The sequence below is a fragment of the Pseudomonas sp. Root71 genome, from assembly GCF_001429045.1.
Lineage (GTDB): Bacteria > Pseudomonadota > Gammaproteobacteria > Pseudomonadales > Pseudomonadaceae > Aquipseudomonas > Aquipseudomonas monachiensis.
Genome location: NZ_LMHY01000025.1, coordinates 366,356 through 385,259, shown reverse-complemented (window position 1 = coordinate 385,259; position 18,904 = coordinate 366,356). Strand labels below are relative to the sequence as shown.

Sequence of the window (18,904 nt, the reverse complement as noted above, 5' to 3'; positions counted from 1 at the left end):
GCTGCGATCTTTTCGTGGTCATGACAAATTATGGAGCCGGATTCGGATGATCCTTGTGAATCGCCTCGATCCCTTCCAGCACTTCCTCCGACAGCTTCAAGTCGAAACTGCCGATGTTGCTCTCCAGTTGCTCCATCGTCGTTGCGCCAATGATGTTGCTGGTCACGAACGGCTGCTGCGTGACGAACGCCAGGGCCATTTGCGCCGGGTCCAGGCCGTGCTCGCGAGCCAGGGCCACGTAACGGCTGCAGGCGGCTTCCGACTGCGGATTGAAATAGCGGCTGAAGCGGCTGTAGAGGCTCAGGCGACCTTTTGGTGGGCGGGCGCCACCTTCGTACTTGCCTGACAGGAAGCCGAACGCCAGCGGTGAATAGGCCAGCAGCCCGCACTGTTCGCGGATGGCGATTTCCGCCAGGCCGACTTCAAAGCTGCGGTTGAGCAGGTTGTACGGGTTCTGGATCGACACCGCACGCGGCCAGCCTCGGGCTTCGGCCAGGGCCAGGAAGCGCATGGTGCCCCATGGTGTCTCGTTGGACAGGCCGATGTGGCGGATCTTGCCGGCGCGGACCTGCTCGTCCAGCGCTTCGAGGGTGTCCTCCAGTGGGGTCAGGTTGGCTTCGATCTTGTGCTTGTAGCCCAGTTGTCCGAAAAAGTTGGTGCTGCGTTCCGGCCAGTGCAGTTGGTACAGGTCGATGTAGTCAGTCTGCAGGCGCTGGAGGCTGGCATCCACCGCTTCGGTGATGTGCTGGCGGTTGTGGCGCAGGTTTTTATCGCGAATGTAGTCGATGGTGTTGCCGGGGCCGGCGATCTTGCTGGCCAGGATCCAGTCGCCGCGGTCGCCGCGGCTTTTGAAGTAGTTGCCGATGTAGCGTTCGGTGGTGGCGTAGGTTTCGGCCTTGGGTGGCACCGGGTACATCTCGGCGGTGTCGATGAAGTTGATCCCGGCACGCTTGGCCCGCTCAATCTGGGCGAAGGCCTCTGCCTCGCTGTTTTGCTCGCCCCAGGTCATGGTTCCGAGGCAGAGGGCACTCACGTTCAGATTGGTTCGGCCTAGCTGGCGATAGTCCATCGGGTGCTCCTTGGGCAAAACAATCATAAAAGCAGGTTGAATTATTTTTCGCAATCTGCATAATTGCGCACCTCTTTCTGCAGTGGAAGTGATGCGCCGCCGCCGAAGAATCTTGCCGTTGAACGGACGCGCCGACCCGAGCCCCCGAAAGCGTCTGTATCCGGCTGCCTTTGACTTGTCAAAGTACGCACTATTCAGTAAGATCCGCCGTCTAATTTACAGGGCGGCCCCTGAGGCTATAAAGAATGAAAACTTTTACTGCTAAACCAGAAACAGTAAAGCGCGACTGGTTTGTCGTCGACGCTGCTGGTCAGACCCTGGGTCGTCTGGCCACCGAAATCGCGAGCCGTCTGCGTGGCAAGCACAAGCCTGAGTACACTCCTCACGTTGACACCGGCGACTACATCGTCGTAATCAACGCTGAGCAGATCCGTGTTACCGGTGCTAAAACCACTGACAAAATGTACTACTCCCACTCCGGTTTCCCGGGCGGCATCAAGTCGATCAACTTTGAAAAGCTGATCGCCAAGGCCCCTGAGCGCGTGATCGAGACCGCGGTTAAAGGCATGCTGCCTAAAAACCCACTGGGTCGCGACATGTACCGTAAGCTGAAAGTCTATGCGGGCGCTGCACACCCACATACTGCTCAGCAGCCCCAAGAACTGAAGTTTTAACGGAATAGTACATTATGTCGGCGACTCAAAATTACGGCACTGGCCGTCGCAAGACCGCAACCGCACGCGTTTTCCTGCGTCCGGGTACTGGTAACATCTCCATCAACAACCGTTCGCTGGATAACTTCTTCGGCCGCGAAACTGCCCGCATGGTAGTTCGTCAGCCGCTGGAGCTGACTGAGACTGTCGAGAAGTTCGACATCTACGTCACCGTGATCGGCGGTGGTGTGAGTGGTCAGGCTGGCGCAATCCGCCACGGTATCACTCGTGCCCTGATGGACTACGACGAAACTCTGCGCAGCGCCCTGCGTAAAGCCGGCTTCGTAACCCGCGATGCTCGTGAAGTTGAACGTAAGAAAGTCGGTCTGCGTAAAGCGCGTAAGCGTCCGCAGTACTCGAAGCGTTAATTCGCTTTCACGTTCAAAAAAGAACGCCCAGTTTCCTCACGGAGCTGGGCGTTTTTTTATGTCTGCGATTTATCAAAGAATTGCGCTGTGACAACTTGCCACATCCGCAGACGCCCTATACTACAAGGCTTGGGGGTGATGGGTTCCGGTAATTACCTTGTCAGAATTGGGGCTTTTCATTACCATTCGGCAAAATTTTTATAAGTACATAGTTTTACTTAGTAGACGCCTGATTTAACAGGCCACAAAGCTGATGGGAGAGGACTGAATGAGCAATGACGGCGTGAATGCAGGCCGGCGTCGCTTCTTGGTAGCAGCCACATCCGTGGTGGGTGCTGCAGGAGCGGTGGGGGCTGCGGTCCCGTTCGTGGGGTCATGGTTTCCCAGTGCCAAGGCGAAAGCCGCAGGTGCACCGGTGAAAGTGAATGTCAGCAAGATCGAGCCAGGCCAGCAGATGATTGCTGAGTGGCGCGGCCAGCCGGTGTTCATCGTCCGCCGTACACAGGAAATCCTGGGGAATCTGAAGAAGATCGAGGGCCAGCTCGCTGACCCGACCTCCAAGAACTCGACGCAACCGACTTACGTTGATCCGGAAACCCGTTCGATCAAACCCGAGGTCCTGCTGCTGATCGGTATCTGCACGCACCTGGGTTGCTCGCCGACCTTCCGTCCCGAAGTGGCACCTGCGGATCTGGGTAAAGACTGGGTAGGCGGCTATTTCTGCCCTTGCCACGGCTCCCACTACGATCTGGCTGGTCGCGTCTACAAGTCGCAGCCTGCGCCTTTGAACCTGCCAGTTCCCCCGCATTCCTATGAGACCGATGAAATTATTATCATTGGCGTCGATACGGAGAAAGCGTGATGAGCAAGTTCATGGATTGGGTTGATGCGCGCTTTCCCGCCACCAAAATGTGGGAAGACCATCTCAGCAAGTATTACGCACCGAAGAACTTCAACTTCTTCTACTTCTTTGGCTCCCTGGCGCTGCTCGTTCTGGTCAACCAGATCGTCACCGGTGTCTGGCTGACCATGAGCTACAACCCGTCGGCGGAAGAGGCGTTCGCCTCCGTCGAATACATCATGCGTGACGTCGAGTACGGCTCGATCCTGCGTCTGTTGCACTCCACCGGCGCTTCGGCGTTCTTCATCGTGGTCTATCTGCACATGTTCCGTGGCCTGCTCTACGGTTCGTACCAGAAGCCTCGTGAGCTGGTGTGGGTCTTCGGCATGCTGATCTACCTGGCGCTGATGGCCGAAGCCTTCATGGGCTACCTGCTGCCGTGGGGCCAGATGTCCTACTGGGGGGCCCAGGTGATCATCTCGCTGTTCGGTGCGATCCCGGTCATCGGCAACGACCTGACCCAGTGGATTCGTGGTGACTACCTGATTTCCGGTATTACCCTGAACCGCTTCTTCGCCCTGCACGTGGTTGCCCTGCCAATCGTTATCCTGGGTCTGGTGGTGCTGCACATCCTGGCGTTGCACGAAGTCGGTTCGAACAACCCGGACGGCGTCGACATCAAGAAGCACAAGGACGAAAACGGCATACCGCTGGACGGCATTGCCTTCCACCCGTACTACACCGTGAAAGATATCGTCGGTGTGGTGGTGTTCCTGTTCATCTTCTGCTCGATCGTGTTCTTCTTCCCGGAAATGGGCGGCTACTTCCTTGAAAAGCCGAACTTTGAAGTGGCGAACGCCTTCAAGACCCCAGAGCACATCGCTCCGGTCTGGTACTTCACCCCGTTCTACGCCATCTTGCGTGCGATTCCGGACAAGCTCCTGGGTGTGATCGCCATGGGTGCGGCCATCGCTGTGCTGTTCGTCCTGCCATGGCTGGACCGTAGCCCGGTCAAGTCGATGCGCTACAAGGGCTGGCTGAGCAAGATCTGGCTCTGGGTGTTCTGCATCTCGTTCGTGATCCTGGGCGTGCTGGGCGTATTGGCCCCAACCCCTGAGCGTACGCTGTTGTCGCAGGTATGTACCTTCCTGTACTTCGCCTACTTCATTCTGATGCCGTTCTACACCAGGCTCGAGAAGACCAAACCGGTTCCGGAAAGGGTGACTGGCTGATGAAAAAACTATTTGCTGTATTGATGCTTGCTGCGCTGCCAGTGTTTGCTTTCGCGGCTGAGCACGGTGGCCCCGAGCTGGAAAAGGTCGATATCGACGTTTCCGATAAAGCGGCCATGCAGGACGGCGCGCGTACGTTCGCCAACTACTGCATGGGTTGCCACAGTGCCAAGTTCCAACGCTATGAGCGTGTTGCCGACGACCTGGGCATTCCCCACGAGTTGATGCTCGAGAAGCTGGTGTTCACTGGCGCCAAGATCGGCGACCACATGAGCATCGGCATGCAGCCGGCGGACGCCAAGGCCTGGTTTGGCGCAGCGCCGCCGGACCTGACCCTGGTTGCCCGTGTTCGCGGCACCGACTGGCTCTACGGTTACCTGAGGTCGTTCTACGAAGACCCTGCGCGTCCATGGGGCGTGAACAACAAGGTCTTCCCGAACGTGGGCATGCCTAACGTCCTGGCCGGCCTGCAAGGTCGCCAGGTGGTTGGCTGCAAACAGGTTCAGATCGTCGAGGGCGGCAAGAAGCAATATGATCCTCTGACCGGTACGGCGCTGACTCATGAAGCATGCGATCAGTTGACCATCGTGCCGAAAAGCGGTGCCCTGACTGCAGAGCAGTTCGATGAGAAGGTCAAGAATCTGGTAACCTTCCTGGCTTACTCGGCTAACCCGGTTAAGCTGCAACATCAGCGCATCGGTACATACGTATTGTTGTACCTGGCGTTCTTCTTCGTCTTCGCTTACCTGCTCAAGCGCGAATACTGGAAAGACGTGCACTGATAAAGCTTCAAGCTATTGCTGTTAATCGCGCGCGCCCAAGGGCGCCTCTGAAGATGTAGCGAAACTGGTGATCCAGTCGTTACGGGAGGCGCCCTCTGGGCGCGCTCGTTTTTGAGCTTTCGATAATTTCTACAAGCGAGGAGGATCGCCATGGGCGTGACCAATCGGTTGGCCTGTTACTCCGACCCCGCCGACCACTATTCCCACCGAGTGCGCATCGTACTGGCAGAGAAGGGTGTCAGCGCCGAGATCATTTACGTGGAGGCTGGTCGCCAGCCGCCTAAACTGATTGAGGTGAACCCTTATGGCAGTCTGCCCACACTGGTCGATCGTGACCTGGCGTTGTGGGAGTCGACTGTGGTGATGGAATACCTGGATGAGCGTTACCCGCATCCGCCGCTACTGCCGGTTTATCCCGTGGCGCGTGCCAACAGTCGCCTGCTGATACACCGCATTCAGCGCGACTGGTGTGGTCTGGTGGACCTGATTCTGGATTCGCGGACCAAGGAAGCGGCCCGTGCCGTGGCTCGAAAAGAGTTGCGCGAAAGCCTGACGGGTGTGTCGCCACTGTTTGCCGACAAACCGTTTTTCCTCAGTGAGGAACAAAGTCTGGTGGATTGCTGCCTATTGCCAATACTCTGGCGATTGCCGATTCTGGGTATAGAACTGCCGCGGCCGGCCAAGCCGCTGCTTGATTATATGGAGCGCCAGTTTGCGCGTGAGGCTTTCCAGGCGAGTCTGTCTGGTGTCGAACGCGACATGCGCTAAGGCTTAAGGAGCCGTTATGAACTCCAGTCGACCTTATCTGGTCCGTGCGCTCTATGAGTGGATTGTGGACAACGATTGCACCCCGCACATGCTGGTCAATTCCGAGTACCCGTCGGTGCAGGTGCCTCAGGGGTTTGCCAGTGACGGACAGATCGTCCTGAACGTATCGCCACAAGCCGTGCGTCATTTGCACATGGATAACGAAGCGGTCAGTTTCGAAGGGCGCTTTGGTGGCGTACCGCACACCTTGTACGTGCCGATTGCTTCGATCCTGGGCATCTACGCCCGGGAGAATGGCCAGGGCATGGTGTTCGATCTGGAGTCGCCCATGGGCGAGGACGACGAGATCGAACCGGATGACGATCTACCGCCACCCGACAGTGAGCCGCCGCGTCCAAGCGGTCGCCCCAGTCTGAAAGTGGTGAAGTAATAAAAAAGGCGATCCAGATGGATCGCCTTTTTTATGCGTGGGATTGCAGGTCAGTCGATGTACTCGAACAGCTTCACAATCTTCTGCACGCCGGATACGCCTTGTACCAGGTTGGTCGCCTGCGCAGCTTCCTGCTTGGTCAGCAGGCCCAGCAAGTAGACGATGCCGTTTTCAGTGACAACCTTGATGCGCGAGCCGGGGATGTTCGCATCGGCGAGCATCTGGGTCTTGATCTTGGTGGTCAGCCAGATGTCGTTCTGGCGTGCCAGCAACGAGGACGGTGGCAGGACTTGCAGTTCGTTGTGTACCTGTTTCACGCGCTGGACGGCGGCGGCGGCCTGTTCGGCCTTGGCCTTGAGGTCCGCGCGTGGCGTTTGCCCGGCGAGCAGCACGACACCGTTGAAGCTGGTGACGACGATGTGCGAATCCTTATCCAGGGCCGGGTCGGCCTTGGCGACGTTCACACCAACCTTGGTGTCGATCAGGGAATCGTCGATCTTGCTGCCCAATGTGCGAGTGCCACGGTCATCTTCAATCGGTGCTTCGCGGCTGGCAGTCACCACCGAGGTGCAGCCGCTGATGCCGAGGCACAGGGTCAAGGCCAGTAGGCCAAGGCGATTAGGGGTCATTCTTCACTCCCGAACAATTGGCTGTCGATCAAGTCGCAAAGGCAGTGGATCGCCAGCAGGTGGACTTCTTGAATACGAGCGGTGACGTTGGCCGGCACGCGAATCTCGACGTCCTCGGGCAACAGGAGCGACGCCATGCCGCCGCCATCACGCCCCGTCAATGCTACGACAATCATTTCGCGATCATGTGCGGCCTGGATCGCTTGAATTATGTTGGCCGAGTTGCCGCTGGTGGAGATAGCCAGCAACACATCGCCCGGTTGGCCGAGTGCACGGATCTGCTTGGAGAAGATTTCGTTGTAGCTGTAGTCGTTGGCGATCGAGGTGATCGTCGAACTGTCGGTCGTCAGGGCGATGGCCGGCAGGCTCGGGCGTTCGCGCTCAAAGCGATTGAGCAGTTCGGACGAGAAGTGCTGGGCATCGCCGGCAGAGCCGCCGTTGCCGCAGGAAAGCATTTTGCCTTCGTTGAGCAGGGCGTTGACCATGACCTGGCTGGCTTGCTCGATGTGCGGTGCAAGTACTTCCATCGCCTGTTGCTTGGTGTCGATACTGGCCTGAAAAAGCTGGCGAATTCGCGATTGCATGTCCATCTGTGTGACCTTAAGTAGCGCGGCTGTTCGGCACGTGAATGTGCAGCCCGCAAAGCAAAGAGCAAAAATGTTGGGTGATAGTGTCCGGTTCGCAATGCCGGCGATCAGCCGTCGAAGGCATTCTGTAGCCAATTCAACTGATCGAGGTTGCTGTCGATGGCAATCACGTCGAAGCGGCAAGGGGAATTGGCCCAGCGCGGCTCGCGCTGAAGAAAATATTGCGCGGCGAAAATCAGTTTTTGCCGTTTGCGCTCATCGATGCTATCGAGCGCGCCACCCCATTGAGTGTTTTTTCTGTAGCGGACTTCAACGAATACTACTGTATCGCCATCTAGCATGACCAGATCAAGCTCGCCGCGTTTACACAACCAGTTCTGCGCCAGCAGGCGCAGACCCTGTTGTTGAAGATGCTCGAGCGCATGGCGCTCGGCATCCTTGCCGCTTTGCTGGCGTGACCTGTCGGGCATCAGCGAGCGGTGTCCGGCAGGCGCTGAACCTGGCCATTGACGAACTCGGCCCATGGCAACTGGCGCACGACCCGCTGGCTCTGAGACATGCCAAGGCTGCCCGACTCACCGTCGATGCGGCTGTCCGGCAGTGACTTGAGCTGGCCCAGGCGTGGTGCCAGGCGATAGGCGTCCACACCCATGGCATACAGGCGCCCCAGGCTGCCGGCGGCTTGTGGCCACTGGGCAGTGACCTGGCGGCGCAGTGGATCGTTGGCGTCCAGCAACCATGGCGTCTCGCAGAAGCGAATGCCATTCATGTCGTTGTACTGGTTGACGTCACCGCTGGCGCTGAACACGTGGGAGGTGGCGTAGACCGGAACATCACCTGCGTACTGGAAGTTCAGGGTCGGTTTGATCTGCTGGGCCTGTTGCGGCGTTGCGGCGAGGAAAATGAACTCGATGTCCTGGCGGCGCGATGGCTGGGCGGCCACTTGCGAGCCAACGGTGCTTTGCAGGCTCTTGGCGCGACCTTCGCTCTGACGCAGCTGGAACATGTCGGCAATCTGCTGGGCCAACTGGACCGGCTGGTCGACGCGTTCGGTGGCGACGATGGTGCCGCCATTGGCTTGCCAATCCTGGCTGAACGCCTTGAGCACGCGGTCGCCCCATTCACCTTTTGGCACCATGATGGCTGCGCGATGCAGGCCGTCGGCGCGAGCGCGGCGCGACACTTCGCGGGCTTCGTCTTCAGCGGCAAGACCGAACTGGAACAACTGCGCCGGGCCTTGATCGCCCTCGCTGTAATTGAGCGCCAGGGTGGTGATCGGTAACTGCGGACGAGTGCTCAGCTGTTTGACCAGCGGCTTCTCCAGCGGGCCGACGACCAGTTGCACGCCATCGGCCTGGGCCTTGCGGTAGAACTCGTCCATGGACGTCAGGCGCGAGCTGTCATAGAACTCGATGGCGGGTGGTTTCTGCCCGGCCTGCTGGGCCTGGTAGTGAGCGGCCATGAAACCGTCGCGCAGCGCTTTGCCAACCGAGGCCAGTTGGCCGTCCTGAGGCAGCAGCAGGGCAATCTTGTTCAGGGGCTGGCTGGCCAGCTCCTTGAGTTGGGTCAGTGGCTGCGGCAATTGTTTGGCTGCCGGGTGCTTCGGATTCTGCGCGCGCCAGTTGTCGATGGCGGCCTGTTGCTGCTCCAGGGTGCCGGCGGATTTCACGGCCAGTGCCAAGGCCATCCAGCCGCCGAGATCGTCGGTGGTGTTTGGCTGCAACTGATCGGTCGGTAGCGAAGCGATCAGGGTCCAGATGGCTTCATGGTTTTTGCTTGCGGCTTCACCTTCGAGCATCGGGGCGATGAAAATGCGCTGGCGAGCGGCGGCGAGGGTCTGGCCATCGGCTTCAAGGGCGCGGGCGTGAACGGTGCCGGTGCGGACCTGTTGTTCGTCGGGCAGTTCGCTCAAGTACTGCAGGCTCGGATGGCTCAAGGCGGCCAGCGCGGCCTTGGGCTGATTGCGGGTCATGGCCAGTTCAGCCGCCAGGGTGTTGGCGAAAACCTGTGGGGCCGGCTTGAGCTGTTCGACAGGAACCTGTTGCAGGATTTGCGCGGACTGGCCGGCATTGCCCTGGCGATAGGCCAGGTCGGCAGCGCTCAAGCGCAGCAAGGCAGCATCTTCCGGTGATTTGCTTTGGGAGGCCTTCTCAAGCAGTTGCTCGATACTGGCATCCGGTGTCCGTGGTAGTTCGCCAAGGCTGGACGAGGGCGAGCTGGCGCAAGCCGCCAGCAAGGCAGCGAGGCAGAGGGCAGATAACAGCCGCAGGCAAGCGATCATGTAAGCGTTCCTGATACTCGATCAAATTAGCGTGGAATTGTACCCAAGCACTGGCCGGGGCGCGATGTTACTGGCGTGAATCGATCAATTTAGCTGGTGTAAATGTTGCGCCAGCGCACAAACGGTCACCGATACCTTGTTTGCTTACGGGTTCGAGAGTCTCGCTACGCGCTACAATGGCGACTTTTACCGATCATGAGGTGTGCGCTTTGACTGCTCCAGGTGCTTTGAATTCCGCTGCTGGCTCGCTTTATGTGGTGGCGACGCCCATCGGCAACCTGGATGACATCAGTGCGCGGGCGCTGAAGATTCTGCGCGAAGTGGCCTTGATTGCCGCGGAAGACACTCGTCACTCCCAGCGCTTGATGCAACATTTCGGCATCTCGACGCCATTGGCGGCCTGCCATGAGCACAACGAGCGTGATGAAGGTAGCCGCTTTATCACGCGCCTGCTTGCCGGTGACAGCGTGGCGTTGATCTCGGATGCCGGGACGCCGCTGATTTCCGATCCGGGTTATCACCTGGTGCGGCAGGCCAGGGCGGCGGGCATCAGTGTGGTGCCGGTTCCGGGTGCTTGCGCATTGATTGCGGCGTTGTCGGCGGCCGGGCTGCCTTCCGACCGATTCATTTTCGAAGGTTTTCTGCCGGCCAAGGCGGTGGGGCGGCGTGCGCGTCTCGAGCAGGTAAAGGAAGAGCCTCGTACATTGATCTTCTATGAGGCCCCGCATCGCATCCTGGAATGCCTTCAGGACATGGAGTTGGTGTTCGGTCCCGAGCGCCCGGCGCTGCTTGCCCGTGAGCTGACCAAGACGTTTGAGACTCTCAAGGGGCTGCCGTTGGCTGAGCTGCGCGAGTTTGTCGAGTCGGACAGCAATCAGCAGCGTGGCGAGTGCGTGGTGCTGGTGGCGGGCTGGTCCGCGCCCGAGGAGGAAGGCACCGTCAGCAGCGAGGCGATGCGCATCCTCAACCTGTTGCTCGAAGAAATGCCGCTCAAGCGTGCGGCGGCTTTGGCGGCGCAAATCACCGGCGAGCGAAAGAATGTGCTGTACCAGATCGCGCTGGATCAGCAGAAGGGCGAGTAAAACCCGACGCACAGGCGTGCTCTATGGCGCTTGGTGCTTGTTCTTCAGGCGCTCTGCCGGTAACCTTCGCGGCGGAGAGTCGATCGGACAGTCGCTGCCCTCTATGAAAATTAGGGGGGGGAGGAAAGTCCGGGCTCCATAGGGCGAAGTGCCAGGTAATGCCTGGGAGGCGTGAGCCTACGGAAAGTGCCACAGAAAATAACCGCCTAAGCGCTTCGGCGCCGGTAAGGGTGAAAAGGTGCGGTAAGAGCGCACCGCACGTCTGGCAACAGTTCGTGGCTAGGTAAACCCCACTTGGAGCAAGACCAAATAGGGTCCCAAGGCGTGGCCCGCGCTGGGACCGGGTAGGTTGCTAAAGATGTCCAGTGATGGCCATCGTAGACGAATGACTGTTCAAGACAGAACCCGGCTTACAGATCGACTCTCCACCTTTTTCTTTCCTCTGCTTGAATCATCAGGCAGGGGGGCAAGTGATAGCAATTTCCCTCCTTACACAATCATCCGCAGAACCTCTTTTGTAATACCAAAAAAATCTTACTCTTAATAAATTACTTTAACTTTCGAACGCAGCCTTCTGTGCTGATTCAAGTTATTGGTCAGTTTCATCTGCCGGATTCTCGTTACCTCTCCGTTAATGCTCCTAAATCTCAGTTCTGTAAGGGTTTTCCTTTACTCCGCGCCTTGACGGTGTGGTGGGCGCATTCCTATAGTGTGCGCAAGTGGCGGAAAGTGGCATGAAGTGGGTTTTTTGAACTCAAAACGCTAGAATTTGGAGAAACGCTGACGTGTTTCGCGGAGCCAACGCTATCAGTCTCGATGCAAAGGGCCGTCTCGCTATGCCGAGCCGGTACCGTGACGAGCTCGATTCGCGTAGCTCCGGTCAATTGATCGTGACAATTGATGCCGTTGATCCTTGTTTGTGTGTTTACCCCCTCGATGAGTGGGAAATTATTGAAACCAAACTGCGCGCATTGCCTTCGCTTCGCGAAGAGAACCGTCGCCTGCAACGTTTACTGATTGGTAATGCCGTCGACCTCGAGCTCGATGGCAGTGGTCGTTTTCTGGTTCCACCGCGTCTTCGTGAATATGCCAAGTTGGATAAGCGCGCGATGTTGGTAGGCCAACTGAACAAGTTCCAATTGTGGGACGAGGATGCCTGGAACGCGGTTTCTGCCGCTGACCTGGCTGCCATTCAACAACCGGGCGCGATGCCTGATGAACTGCGTGATTTGATCCTGTGACTATTGATAGCGGCTTTAACCACATCACCGTACTGCTTGACGAAGCCGTCGAGGCTCTCGCCGTACGTCCTGATGGCTGCTATCTGGACGGTACGTTCGGGCGCGGCGGACACAGCCGGTTGATCCTCAGCCAGCTCGGACCCGATGGTCGGTTGCTCGGATTCGATAAGGATCCACAAGCGATTGCCACCGGGCAAGCGCTAGCGGCCGAAGACGGCCGCTTTGTCGTTGTGCAGCGCAGCTTTGCCGAGCTCGGTTCGGAAGTCGCCGAACGCGGTCTGGCCGGCAAGGTCAGCGGCGTGCTGCTGGATCTGGGGGTGTCTTCGCCACAGCTCGATGATCCTGAGCGCGGCTTCAGCTTCCTCAATGACGGCCCGCTGGACATGCGCATGGATCCGTCCCGTGGCATCAGCGCCGCCGAATTCGTCAACACCGCGCCCGTGGAGGAAATCGCCCGGGTGTTCAAGGAATACGGCGAAGAGCGTTTCTCCGGTCGCATGGCCCGTGCCGTGGCCGAGCGCCGCGACATCAGGCCATTCGAGCGTACCGGTGACCTGGCAGAAGTCCTGAAGGTCGCCAACCCGGCGTGGGAAAAGGGCAAGAACCCTGCAACCCGCGCGTTCCAGGGATTGCGTATTCACGTCAACAACGAACTGGGTGATCTGGAAACCGGCCTCGAAGCCGCTCTGGAATGCCTGGAAGTGGGTGGTCGCCTGGTGGTGATCAGCTTCCACTCCCTTGAAGACCGTATCGTCAAACTGTTCATGCGCAAGCTGGTCAAAGGCGAAGCCGACAACCTGCCGCGCAACCTGCCGGTTCGGCATGTCGCCTTCGAACCGAAAATCAAAGTCCATGGCAAAGCGCAGACGGCCTCCGACGCCGAACTCAAAGCCAACCCACGTTCCCGTAGCGCTGTCATGCGTGTGGCGGAGAAGCTGCGGTGAGCAGGCTTTTCGCCAAGCCATTGCCCGGCGGAAGCTTCTTCATGCTGCTGCTGTTTGTCGGCGTGCTCGTGTCGGCCATCGGCGTGTCCTACAGCGCGCACTGGAACCGTCAGCTATTGAATTCGCTGTACAACGAACTGAGCGTGCGCGACAAGGCGCAGGCGGAGTGGGGCCGGTTGATTCTGGAGCAGAGCACCTGGACCGCCCACAGCCGTATCGAAGTGCTGGCCACCGAACAATTGAAAATGCACATCCCCGGTGCCGCTGACGTGAAGATGGTGGCGCCATGATGAAACTCGAAGGTGCACTCTTTCCTTGGCGGTTCCGCGTGGTGCTGGGTTTGCTAGGGATAATGGTGGCCGCGATTGCCTGGCGCATCATCGATTTGCAAGTGGTCGACCGCGCCTTCCTTAAAGGTCAGGGCGATGCCCGCAGTGTTCGTCATATTCCGATTCCGGCTCACCGTGGTCTGATCACCGACCGTAACGGCGAGCCATTGGCCGTGAGTACTCCTGTCACCACCCTTTGGGCCAATGCCAAGGAGATGCAAACGGCCAAAGAGAAGTGGCCAGCATTGGCCGCTGCGCTGGGGCAAGACCCTAAAGCCTTGGCCGAGCGCCTTGAAGCGCAAGCCAATAAAGAATTCATTTACCTGGTGCGCGGGCTGACGCCTGAGCAGGGCCAGGCCGTGCTCGATCTGAAAGTGCCAGGCGTCTATGGCATCGAAGAGTTCCGCCGTTTCTATCCGGCCGGTGAAGTGACCGCGCATATGGTCGGCTTTACCGACATCGATGACCATGGAAAGGAAGGTATCGAACTGGCCTATGACGAATGGCTGGCCGGGGTGCCGGGTAAACGACAAGTCATCAAGGACCGGCGCGGCCGGTTGATCAAGGATGTCCAGGTCACCAAAAACGCCAAGGCCGGAAAGCCCTTGGCGTTGTCCATTGACCTGCGCCTGCAATACCTGGCCAACCGCGAGTTGCGTAACGCGATCATCGAGAACGGCGCCAAGGCCGGCAGCCTGGTGATCATGGACGTGAAGACCGGCGAGATTCTCGCGATGGTCAACCAGCCGACCTACAACCCGAACAATCGCCGCAACCTGCAGCCGGCGATGATGCGTAACCGCGCCATGATCGACGTGTTCGAGCCAGGCTCGACCATGAAAGCGATCTCGATGAGCGCTGCCATCGAAACCGGCCGCTGGAAGCCGAGCGACACCGTCGAGGTGTATCCGGGCTCCCTGCAGATTGGCAAGTACACCATCAAGGACGTATCCAAGACCGAAGGCCCGGTGCTCGACCTGACCGGCATTCTGATCAATTCCAGTAACGTCGGCATGAGCAAGGTCGCGTTCGATATCGGCGGCGAAACCATTTTCCGTCTGGCGCAGAAAGTCGGGCTCGGCCAGGACACCGGCCTGGGCTTCCCGGGCGAGCGTGTCGGCAACCTGCCGAACTACCGCGAGTGGCGTAAGGCCGAGACCGCGACGCTGTCCTATGGCTACGGTGTTTCCGTGACAGCGATCCAGCTGGTCCATGCCTTCTCGGCCCTGGCCAACAATGGTCGCCTCGCACCGCTGACCCTGATCAAGACCGACAAGGCGCCGCAAACCACCCAGGTGTTGCCGGAGGCGGTCGCGAAAACCATGCAAGGCATGCTGCAACAAGTGATCGAAGCCCCGCGCGGTGTGTTCCGTGCGCAGGTACCGGCGTATCACGTGGGCGGCAAGTCGGGTACTGCGCGCAAAACCTCGGTCGGCACCAAGGGTTACGCCGAGAACTCCTACCGTTCGCTGTTCGCCGGCTTCGGCCCGATGAGCGATCCGCGTTACGCCATAGTGGTCGTAATCGACGAGCCGACCAAGGCCGGTTACTTCGGTGGCCTGGTTTCCGCGCCGGTGTTCAGTCGCGTGATGTCGGGCACCCTGCGCCTGATGAACATCACGCCGGACAACCTGCCACCAACTCAACAAGCGAACGCAACACCGGTCGTTCCGCTGAAAGCCAATGGAGGGCGCGGCTGATGTCTCTGAGCCTGAACAAGATTTTCCCTCATGCCGGCCACGATTTGCTGATTCGCGAACTCGCCCTGGACAGCCGCAATGTGCGCGCGGGCGATCTGTTCCTCGCCGTGCCAGGCGGGAAGTTCGATGGGCGCGCGCATATTGCCGACGCCTTGCAGCGCGGTGCAGCCGCGGTGGCCTATGAAGTAGAAGGCGCCACGGTCCTGCCGATCACTGAAGTGCCACTGATTCCGGTCAAAGGTCTGGCGGCTCAGCTGTCGGACATCGCCGGGCGCTTTTATGGCGAGCCGAGCCATCACCTGAACCTGGTGGGCGTGACCGGCACCAACGGCAAGACCAGCGTAACGCAATTGGTTGCCCAGGCGCTGGATCTGCTCGGTCAGCACTGCGGCCTGGTCGGCACGCTCGGTTCGGGTTTCTACGGCGCGCTGGAAAGCGGCCTGCACACCACGCCAAACCCGATTGCTGTGCAAGCGACCCTGGCGGACCTGAAAAAGGCCGGCGCCAAAGCCGTGGCGATGGAGGTTTCTTCCCATGGCCTGGACCAGGGCCGTGTGACTGCACTGGCGTTCGATGTGGCTGTGATGACCAACTTGTCTCGCGATCACCTGGATTATCACGGCACCATGCAGGCTTATGGCGAAGCCAAGGCCCGGCTATTTGACTGGAATGACTTGAAATGCCGCGTGGTCAACCTCGACGACGAGTTCGGCCGGCAACTGGCCGCCGACAAGCGCGAGTCGCGGGTGATCACCTACAGCCTGGAAGATTCCAGTGCCTACCTGTATTGCCGTCAGGCGCAATTCGACGACGAAGGCGTGCGCGCCACGCTGGTCACGCCACAGGGCGAGCACCACTTGCGCAGCACCTTGCTCGGTCGCTTCAACCTGAGCAATGTCCTGGCCGCGGTCGGCGCGTTGCTCGGTCTGGATTACGCCCTGGACGAAATCCTCACGGTCCTGCCGAAGCTTGAAGGCCCTGCCGGTCGCATGCAGCGTCTGGGCGGTGGCTCGCAGCCGCTGGTGGTGGTCGATTACGCCCACACTCCGGATGCCCTGGAAAAAGTATTGCTGGCCCTGCGTCCACACGCCAAGGGCCGGTTGCTGTGCCTGTTCGGCTGTGGCGGCGACCGCGATCGCGGCAAGCGTCCGTTGATGGCCGAAGTGGTTGAGCGCCTGGCCGATGGCGTGCTGGTGACCGATGACAATCCGCGCACTGAAGATCCATCGGTGATTTTCGATGACATCCGCGCCGGTTTCACGGCTGCGGATAAAGTGGAGTTCGTTGCCGGTCGTGGTCAGGCGATTGCCCGGCTGATCGCCAGTGCCTCGGCGGATGACGTGATTGTCCTGGCCGGTAAAGGTCACGAGGACTATCAGGAAATCAACGGCGAGCGTCATGCCTTTTCCGATCTGGTCGAGGCCGATCACGCCTTGACCGCGTGGGAGGTGGCCCATGCTTAAGGCCTTGAAGCTGAGTGAACTGACCGCTGCGCTGAATGCTCGCCTGGTGTCCGCCGATGCCAGCTTCGACGGCGTCAGCATCGACAGCCGCGCGATCAAGCCGGGCCAACTGTTTATTGCCCTGACCGGTCCGCGTTTTGACGGTCATGACTATCTCAATGATGTCGCCGCCAAGGGCGCCGTGGCTGCGCTGGTCGAACGTGAAGTGGCCGACAGCACGCTGCCGCAGTTGCTGGTCAGCGACACCCGCCAGGCGTTGGGTCAATTGGGTGCGCTGAATCGCGCCGCCTACACCCATCCGGTCGCGGCCGTCACCGGTTCCAGCGGCAAGACCACGGTCAAGGAGATGCTTGCGAGCATCCTGCGCACGCGCGGCGCGGTGCTGGCCACGCGTGGCAACCTGAACAACGACCTCGGCGTACCGCTTACCTTGCTCGAACTGGCGCCGGAGCACACCGCTGCCGTGATCGAGTTGGGTGCTTCGCGCCTGGGCGAAATTGCCTACACCGTCGGCCTGACCAGGCCGCACGTGGCCATTCTCAACAATGCCGGGACCGCCCACGTCGGCGAGTTCGGCGGGCCGGAAAAAATCGTCGAAGCCAAGGGCGAGATTATCGAAGGGCTGGATGCCGATGGCGTCGCCGTTCTCAATCTCGACGACAAGGCATTCGGGATCTGGAAGGCCCGCGCCGGCGACCGCAAAGTGCTGACGTTTGCGTTGAGCAACTCCAGCGCCGATTTCCATGCCAGTGACCTGGCCACCGATGCTCGTGGCTGCCCGGCATTCAACCTGCACAGCCCTGAAGGTGTGGAGCGCGTGCAACTGAACCTGCTTGGCACCCATAACGTCGCCAATGCCATGGCTGCCGCCGCTGCTGCTCATGCCTTGGGCGTGTCGCTGTTCGGTATCGCCACCGGCCTTGGTGCGGTGCAACCGGTCAAGGGCCGCACCGTCGCGCAACTGGCCAGCAATGGCATGCGCGTGATCGATGACACTTATAACGCCAACCCCACCTCCATGTGCGCTGCCGTTGATATACTGGCCGGCTTTTCCGGTCGCACCGTCCTGGTGCTCGGGGATATCGGCGAGTTGGGCGAATGGGCGGAGCAGGGGCACCGCGACGTGGGCGAGTACGCCCGTGGCAAGGTTTCTGCGCTGTACGCCGTTGGGCCAATGATGGCTCACGCCGTGAACGCATTCGGTCCACAGGCTTTTCACTTCAGCACGCAGGCTGAACTGATCAAGGCCCTGGGCGCCGAGCAAGATACAAACACCACCATTTTGATCAAGGGGTCGCGCAGCGCTGCGATGGAAAACGTCGTTGCCGCCTTGTGCGGGTCCAGTCTGGAGAAACATTAATGCTGCTGCTGCTAGCGGAGTATCTGCAACAGTTCTACAAAGGCTTCGCGGTCTTCCAGTACCTGACCCTGCGCGGGATTCTCGGTGTACTGACCGCGCTGGTCTTGTCGCTGTGCTATGGCCCATGGATGATCCGCACGTTGCAGAACCGTCAGATCGGTCAATCCGTTCGCAACGACGGCCCGCAGTCGCACCTGTCCAAGTCGGGTACACCGACCATGGGCGGTGCGCTGATTCTGTCGTCCATCGGTGTCAGCACCCTGCTGTGGGCTGACCTGAGCAACCGCTATGTCTGGGTCGTGTTGCTGGTGACCCTGCTGTTCGGCGCCATCGGCTGGGTCGACGACTACCGCAAGGTCATCGAGAAGAACTCCCGTGGCTTGCCGAGCCGCTGGAAATATTTCTGGCAATCGGTGTTCGGTCTGGGGGCAGCGGTCTTCCTTTATATGACTGCCGCCACGCCAGTGGAAACCACCCTGATCCTGCCGATGCTCAAGGACTACAGCATTCCGCTGGGCGCCGGTTTCATCGTGCTGACCTACTTTGTGATCGTCGGTTCGAGCAACGCGGTCAACCTGACCGACGGCCTCGACGGCCTGGCGATCATGCCGACCGTGATGGTCGGTGGTGGCCTGGGCATTTTCTGCTACCTGTCGGGTAACGTGAAATTCGCCGAATACCTGCTGATTCCTTACGTACCGGGCGCCGGTGAGTTGATCGTGTTCTGTGGCGCACTGATCGGAGCGGGCCTGGGCTTCCTCTGGTTCAACACCTATCCGGCACAAGTCTTCATGGGTGACGTCGGCGCACTGGCGCTGGGCGCGGCCCTGGGCACCATCGCGGTGATCGTCCGTCAGGAAATCGTCCTCTTCATCATGGGCGGTGTGTTCGTGATGGAAACGCTGTCAGTCGTCATTCAGGTCGCCTCTTTTAAACTGACCGGTCGCCGCGTATTCCGCATGGCGCCCATTCACCACCACTTTGAACTCAAGGGTTGGCCCGAGCCGCGCGTGATCGTCCGTTTCTGGATCATCACCGTGATTCTCGTGCTGGTCGGCCTTGCCACCCTGAAGCTGAGGTAGAAA

At 59.5% G+C, this 18,904-nt stretch carries 20 protein-coding genes and 1 other RNA gene; 16 read left to right on the top strand and 5 right to left on the bottom strand.

The window, feature by feature from the left end:
* Positions 1–28: 28 nt before the first annotated feature.
* Positions 29–1,069 carry an NADP(H)-dependent aldo-keto reductase gene (locus tag ASD95_RS18010; protein WP_056726231.1) on the bottom strand — a complete coding sequence of 347 codons (1,041 nt, stop codon included), beginning with the start codon at positions 1,067–1,069 and terminating at the stop codon, positions 29–31.
* Positions 1,070–1,314: 245 nt separating this feature from the next.
* On the opposite strand from ASD95_RS18010, the gene rplM reads away from it, so the two are divergent.
* From rplM to ASD95_RS17975, 7 genes are all read left to right on the top strand, one after another.
* Complete coding sequence (rplM, locus tag ASD95_RS18005) at positions 1,315–1,743, top strand: 50S ribosomal protein L13 (RefSeq protein ID WP_007917032.1); 429 nt, start codon at positions 1,315–1,317, stop codon at positions 1,741–1,743.
* A gap of 14 nt (positions 1,744–1,757) precedes the next feature.
* Positions 1,758–2,150 carry a 30S ribosomal protein S9 gene (rpsI, locus tag ASD95_RS18000; protein ID WP_003228056.1) on the top strand — a complete coding sequence of 131 codons (393 nt, stop codon included), beginning with the start codon at positions 1,758–1,760 and terminating at the stop codon, positions 2,148–2,150.
* 268 nt (positions 2,151–2,418) lie between these two features.
* Positions 2,419–3,012 (top strand): ubiquinol-cytochrome c reductase iron-sulfur subunit, encoded by a 594-nt coding sequence (petA, locus tag ASD95_RS17995; RefSeq protein ID WP_046041913.1) that lies wholly within the window; start codon positions 2,419–2,421, stop codon positions 3,010–3,012.
* Positions 3,012–4,223 (top strand): cytochrome b, encoded by a 1,212-nt coding sequence (locus ASD95_RS17990; protein WP_008045954.1) that lies wholly within the window; start codon positions 3,012–3,014, stop codon positions 4,221–4,223. Before petA ends, ASD95_RS17990 begins: the two co-directional genes overlap by 1 nt.
* The gene (locus tag ASD95_RS17985; protein ID WP_056726230.1) at positions 4,223–5,005 is read left to right on the top strand and encodes a cytochrome c1; all 783 of its coding nucleotides are present in this window, start codon (positions 4,223–4,225) and stop codon (positions 5,003–5,005) included. Before ASD95_RS17990 ends, ASD95_RS17985 begins: the two co-directional genes overlap by 1 nt.
* A 150-nt stretch (positions 5,006–5,155) precedes the next feature.
* Positions 5,156–5,773 carry a glutathione S-transferase N-terminal domain-containing protein gene (locus ASD95_RS17980; RefSeq protein WP_007972581.1) on the top strand — a complete coding sequence of 206 codons (618 nt, stop codon included), beginning with the start codon at positions 5,156–5,158 and terminating at the stop codon, positions 5,771–5,773.
* A 16-nt stretch (positions 5,774–5,789) separates the two neighbouring features.
* The gene (locus tag ASD95_RS17975; protein WP_007998247.1) at positions 5,790–6,203 is read left to right on the top strand and encodes a ClpXP protease specificity-enhancing factor; all 414 of its coding nucleotides are present in this window, start codon (positions 5,790–5,792) and stop codon (positions 6,201–6,203) included.
* A 50-nt stretch (positions 6,204–6,253) separates the two neighbouring features.
* Here the strand turns inward: ASD95_RS17975 and ASD95_RS17970 are convergent, their stop codons facing one another.
* The 4 genes from ASD95_RS17970 to ASD95_RS17955 all read right to left on the bottom strand — a co-directional run bounded on the left by ASD95_RS17970 (position 6,254) and on the right by ASD95_RS17955 (position 9,700).
* A complete protein-coding gene (locus tag ASD95_RS17970) occupies positions 6,254–6,832 on the bottom strand; it encodes a BON domain-containing protein (protein WP_056726229.1) in 579 nt (192 codons plus the stop codon).
* Complete coding sequence (locus ASD95_RS17965; RefSeq protein WP_007972584.1) at positions 6,829–7,422, bottom strand: phosphoheptose isomerase; 594 nt, start codon at positions 7,420–7,422, stop codon at positions 6,829–6,831. The genes ASD95_RS17970 and ASD95_RS17965 overlap by 4 nt, the downstream gene beginning before the upstream one ends.
* 104 nt (positions 7,423–7,526) lie before the next feature.
* Positions 7,527–7,889 (bottom strand): YraN family protein, encoded by a 363-nt coding sequence (locus ASD95_RS17960; RefSeq protein WP_008045939.1) that lies wholly within the window; start codon positions 7,887–7,889, stop codon positions 7,527–7,529.
* On the bottom strand, positions 7,889–9,700 hold the full coding sequence (locus ASD95_RS17955) for a penicillin-binding protein activator (protein ID WP_056726228.1): 1,812 nt from the start codon (positions 9,698–9,700) through the stop codon (positions 7,889–7,891). The genes ASD95_RS17960 and ASD95_RS17955 overlap by 1 nt, the downstream gene beginning before the upstream one ends.
* A 176-nt stretch (positions 9,701–9,876) precedes the next feature.
* Between ASD95_RS17955 and rsmI the strand changes: the two genes are divergently transcribed.
* From rsmI to mraY, 9 genes are all read left to right on the top strand, one after another.
* Positions 9,877–10,782: a 16S rRNA (cytidine(1402)-2'-O)-methyltransferase gene (gene rsmI / locus ASD95_RS17950; RefSeq protein ID WP_177336479.1), complete on the top strand. Its 906-nt coding sequence runs from the start codon at positions 9,877–9,879 to the stop codon at positions 10,780–10,782.
* A gap of 75 nt (positions 10,783–10,857) precedes the next feature.
* Positions 10,858–11,211, top strand: an RNA gene (gene rnpB, locus ASD95_RS18510) — RNase P RNA component class A.
* A gap of 356 nt (positions 11,212–11,567) precedes the next feature.
* On the top strand, positions 11,568–12,023 hold the full coding sequence (mraZ, locus tag ASD95_RS17945) for a division/cell wall cluster transcriptional repressor MraZ (RefSeq protein WP_007917012.1): 456 nt from the start codon (positions 11,568–11,570) through the stop codon (positions 12,021–12,023).
* Complete coding sequence (gene rsmH / locus ASD95_RS17940; RefSeq protein WP_056726226.1) at positions 12,020–12,967, top strand: 16S rRNA (cytosine(1402)-N(4))-methyltransferase RsmH; 948 nt, start codon at positions 12,020–12,022, stop codon at positions 12,965–12,967. The genes mraZ and rsmH overlap by 4 nt, the downstream gene beginning before the upstream one ends.
* Positions 12,964–13,257, top strand: coding sequence for a cell division protein FtsL (ftsL, locus tag ASD95_RS17935; RefSeq protein WP_056726225.1), 294 nt, complete (start codon positions 12,964–12,966; stop codon positions 13,255–13,257). Before rsmH ends, ftsL begins: the two co-directional genes overlap by 4 nt.
* Positions 13,257–14,996, top strand: a complete 1,740-nt coding sequence (locus ASD95_RS17930) for a peptidoglycan D,D-transpeptidase FtsI family protein (protein WP_173900782.1) — start codon at positions 13,257–13,259, stop codon at positions 14,994–14,996. The genes ftsL and ASD95_RS17930 overlap by 1 nt, the downstream gene beginning before the upstream one ends.
* A complete protein-coding gene (locus ASD95_RS17925; protein ID WP_056726223.1) occupies positions 14,996–16,459 on the top strand; it encodes a UDP-N-acetylmuramoyl-L-alanyl-D-glutamate--2,6-diaminopimelate ligase in 1,464 nt (487 codons plus the stop codon). Before ASD95_RS17930 ends, ASD95_RS17925 begins: the two co-directional genes overlap by 1 nt.
* Entirely contained in the window at positions 16,452–17,819 is a 1,368-nt protein-coding gene (locus ASD95_RS17920) for a UDP-N-acetylmuramoyl-tripeptide--D-alanyl-D-alanine ligase (protein ID WP_056726222.1), read from the top strand. Before ASD95_RS17925 ends, ASD95_RS17920 begins: the two co-directional genes overlap by 8 nt.
* Positions 17,819–18,901 carry a phospho-N-acetylmuramoyl-pentapeptide-transferase gene (gene mraY, locus ASD95_RS17915; protein WP_008045924.1) on the top strand — a complete coding sequence of 361 codons (1,083 nt, stop codon included), beginning with the start codon at positions 17,819–17,821 and terminating at the stop codon, positions 18,899–18,901. The genes ASD95_RS17920 and mraY overlap by 1 nt, the downstream gene beginning before the upstream one ends.
* Positions 18,902–18,904 lie beyond the last annotated feature (3 nt).

What these genes read in the sequence shown, in the direction of transcription:
- ASD95_RS17920 (WP_056726222.1), top strand. Translation starts at nt 16,452, where the DNA reads ATGCTTAAGGCCTTGAAGCTGAGTGAACTGACCGCTGCGCTGAATGCT.
- rplM (WP_007917032.1), top strand. Translation starts at nt 1,315, where the DNA reads ATGAAAACTTTTACTGCTAAACCAGAAACAGTAAAGCGCGACTGGTTT.
- ASD95_RS17960 (WP_008045939.1), bottom strand. Translation starts at nt 7,889, where the DNA reads ATGCCCGACAGGTCACGCCAGCAAAGCGGCAAGGATGCCGAGCGCCAT.
- ASD95_RS17985 (WP_056726230.1), top strand. Translation starts at nt 4,223, where the DNA reads ATGAAAAAACTATTTGCTGTATTGATGCTTGCTGCGCTGCCAGTGTTT.
- ASD95_RS17925 (WP_056726223.1), top strand. Translation starts at nt 14,996, where the DNA reads ATGTCTCTGAGCCTGAACAAGATTTTCCCTCATGCCGGCCACGATTTG.
- ASD95_RS17930 (WP_173900782.1), top strand. Translation starts at nt 13,257, where the DNA reads ATGAAACTCGAAGGTGCACTCTTTCCTTGGCGGTTCCGCGTGGTGCTG.
- ASD95_RS17965 (WP_007972584.1), bottom strand. Translation starts at nt 7,422, where the DNA reads ATGGACATGCAATCGCGAATTCGCCAGCTTTTTCAGGCCAGTATCGAC.
- ASD95_RS17980 (WP_007972581.1), top strand. Translation starts at nt 5,156, where the DNA reads ATGGGCGTGACCAATCGGTTGGCCTGTTACTCCGACCCCGCCGACCAC.
- ASD95_RS17955 (WP_056726228.1), bottom strand. Translation starts at nt 9,700, where the DNA reads ATGATCGCTTGCCTGCGGCTGTTATCTGCCCTCTGCCTCGCTGCCTTG.
- petA (WP_046041913.1), top strand. Translation starts at nt 2,419, where the DNA reads ATGAGCAATGACGGCGTGAATGCAGGCCGGCGTCGCTTCTTGGTAGCA.
- ASD95_RS17990 (WP_008045954.1), top strand. Translation starts at nt 3,012, where the DNA reads ATGAGCAAGTTCATGGATTGGGTTGATGCGCGCTTTCCCGCCACCAAA.
- mraY (WP_008045924.1), top strand. Translation starts at nt 17,819, where the DNA reads ATGCTGCTGCTGCTAGCGGAGTATCTGCAACAGTTCTACAAAGGCTTC.
- ASD95_RS17975 (WP_007998247.1), top strand. Translation starts at nt 5,790, where the DNA reads ATGAACTCCAGTCGACCTTATCTGGTCCGTGCGCTCTATGAGTGGATT.
- rpsI (WP_003228056.1), top strand. Translation starts at nt 1,758, where the DNA reads ATGTCGGCGACTCAAAATTACGGCACTGGCCGTCGCAAGACCGCAACC.
- ASD95_RS18010 (WP_056726231.1), bottom strand. Translation starts at nt 1,069, where the DNA reads ATGGACTATCGCCAGCTAGGCCGAACCAATCTGAACGTGAGTGCCCTC.
- rsmI (WP_177336479.1), top strand. Translation starts at nt 9,877, where the DNA reads ATGGCGACTTTTACCGATCATGAGGTGTGCGCTTTGACTGCTCCAGGT.
- ASD95_RS17970 (WP_056726229.1), bottom strand. Translation starts at nt 6,832, where the DNA reads ATGACCCCTAATCGCCTTGGCCTACTGGCCTTGACCCTGTGCCTCGGC.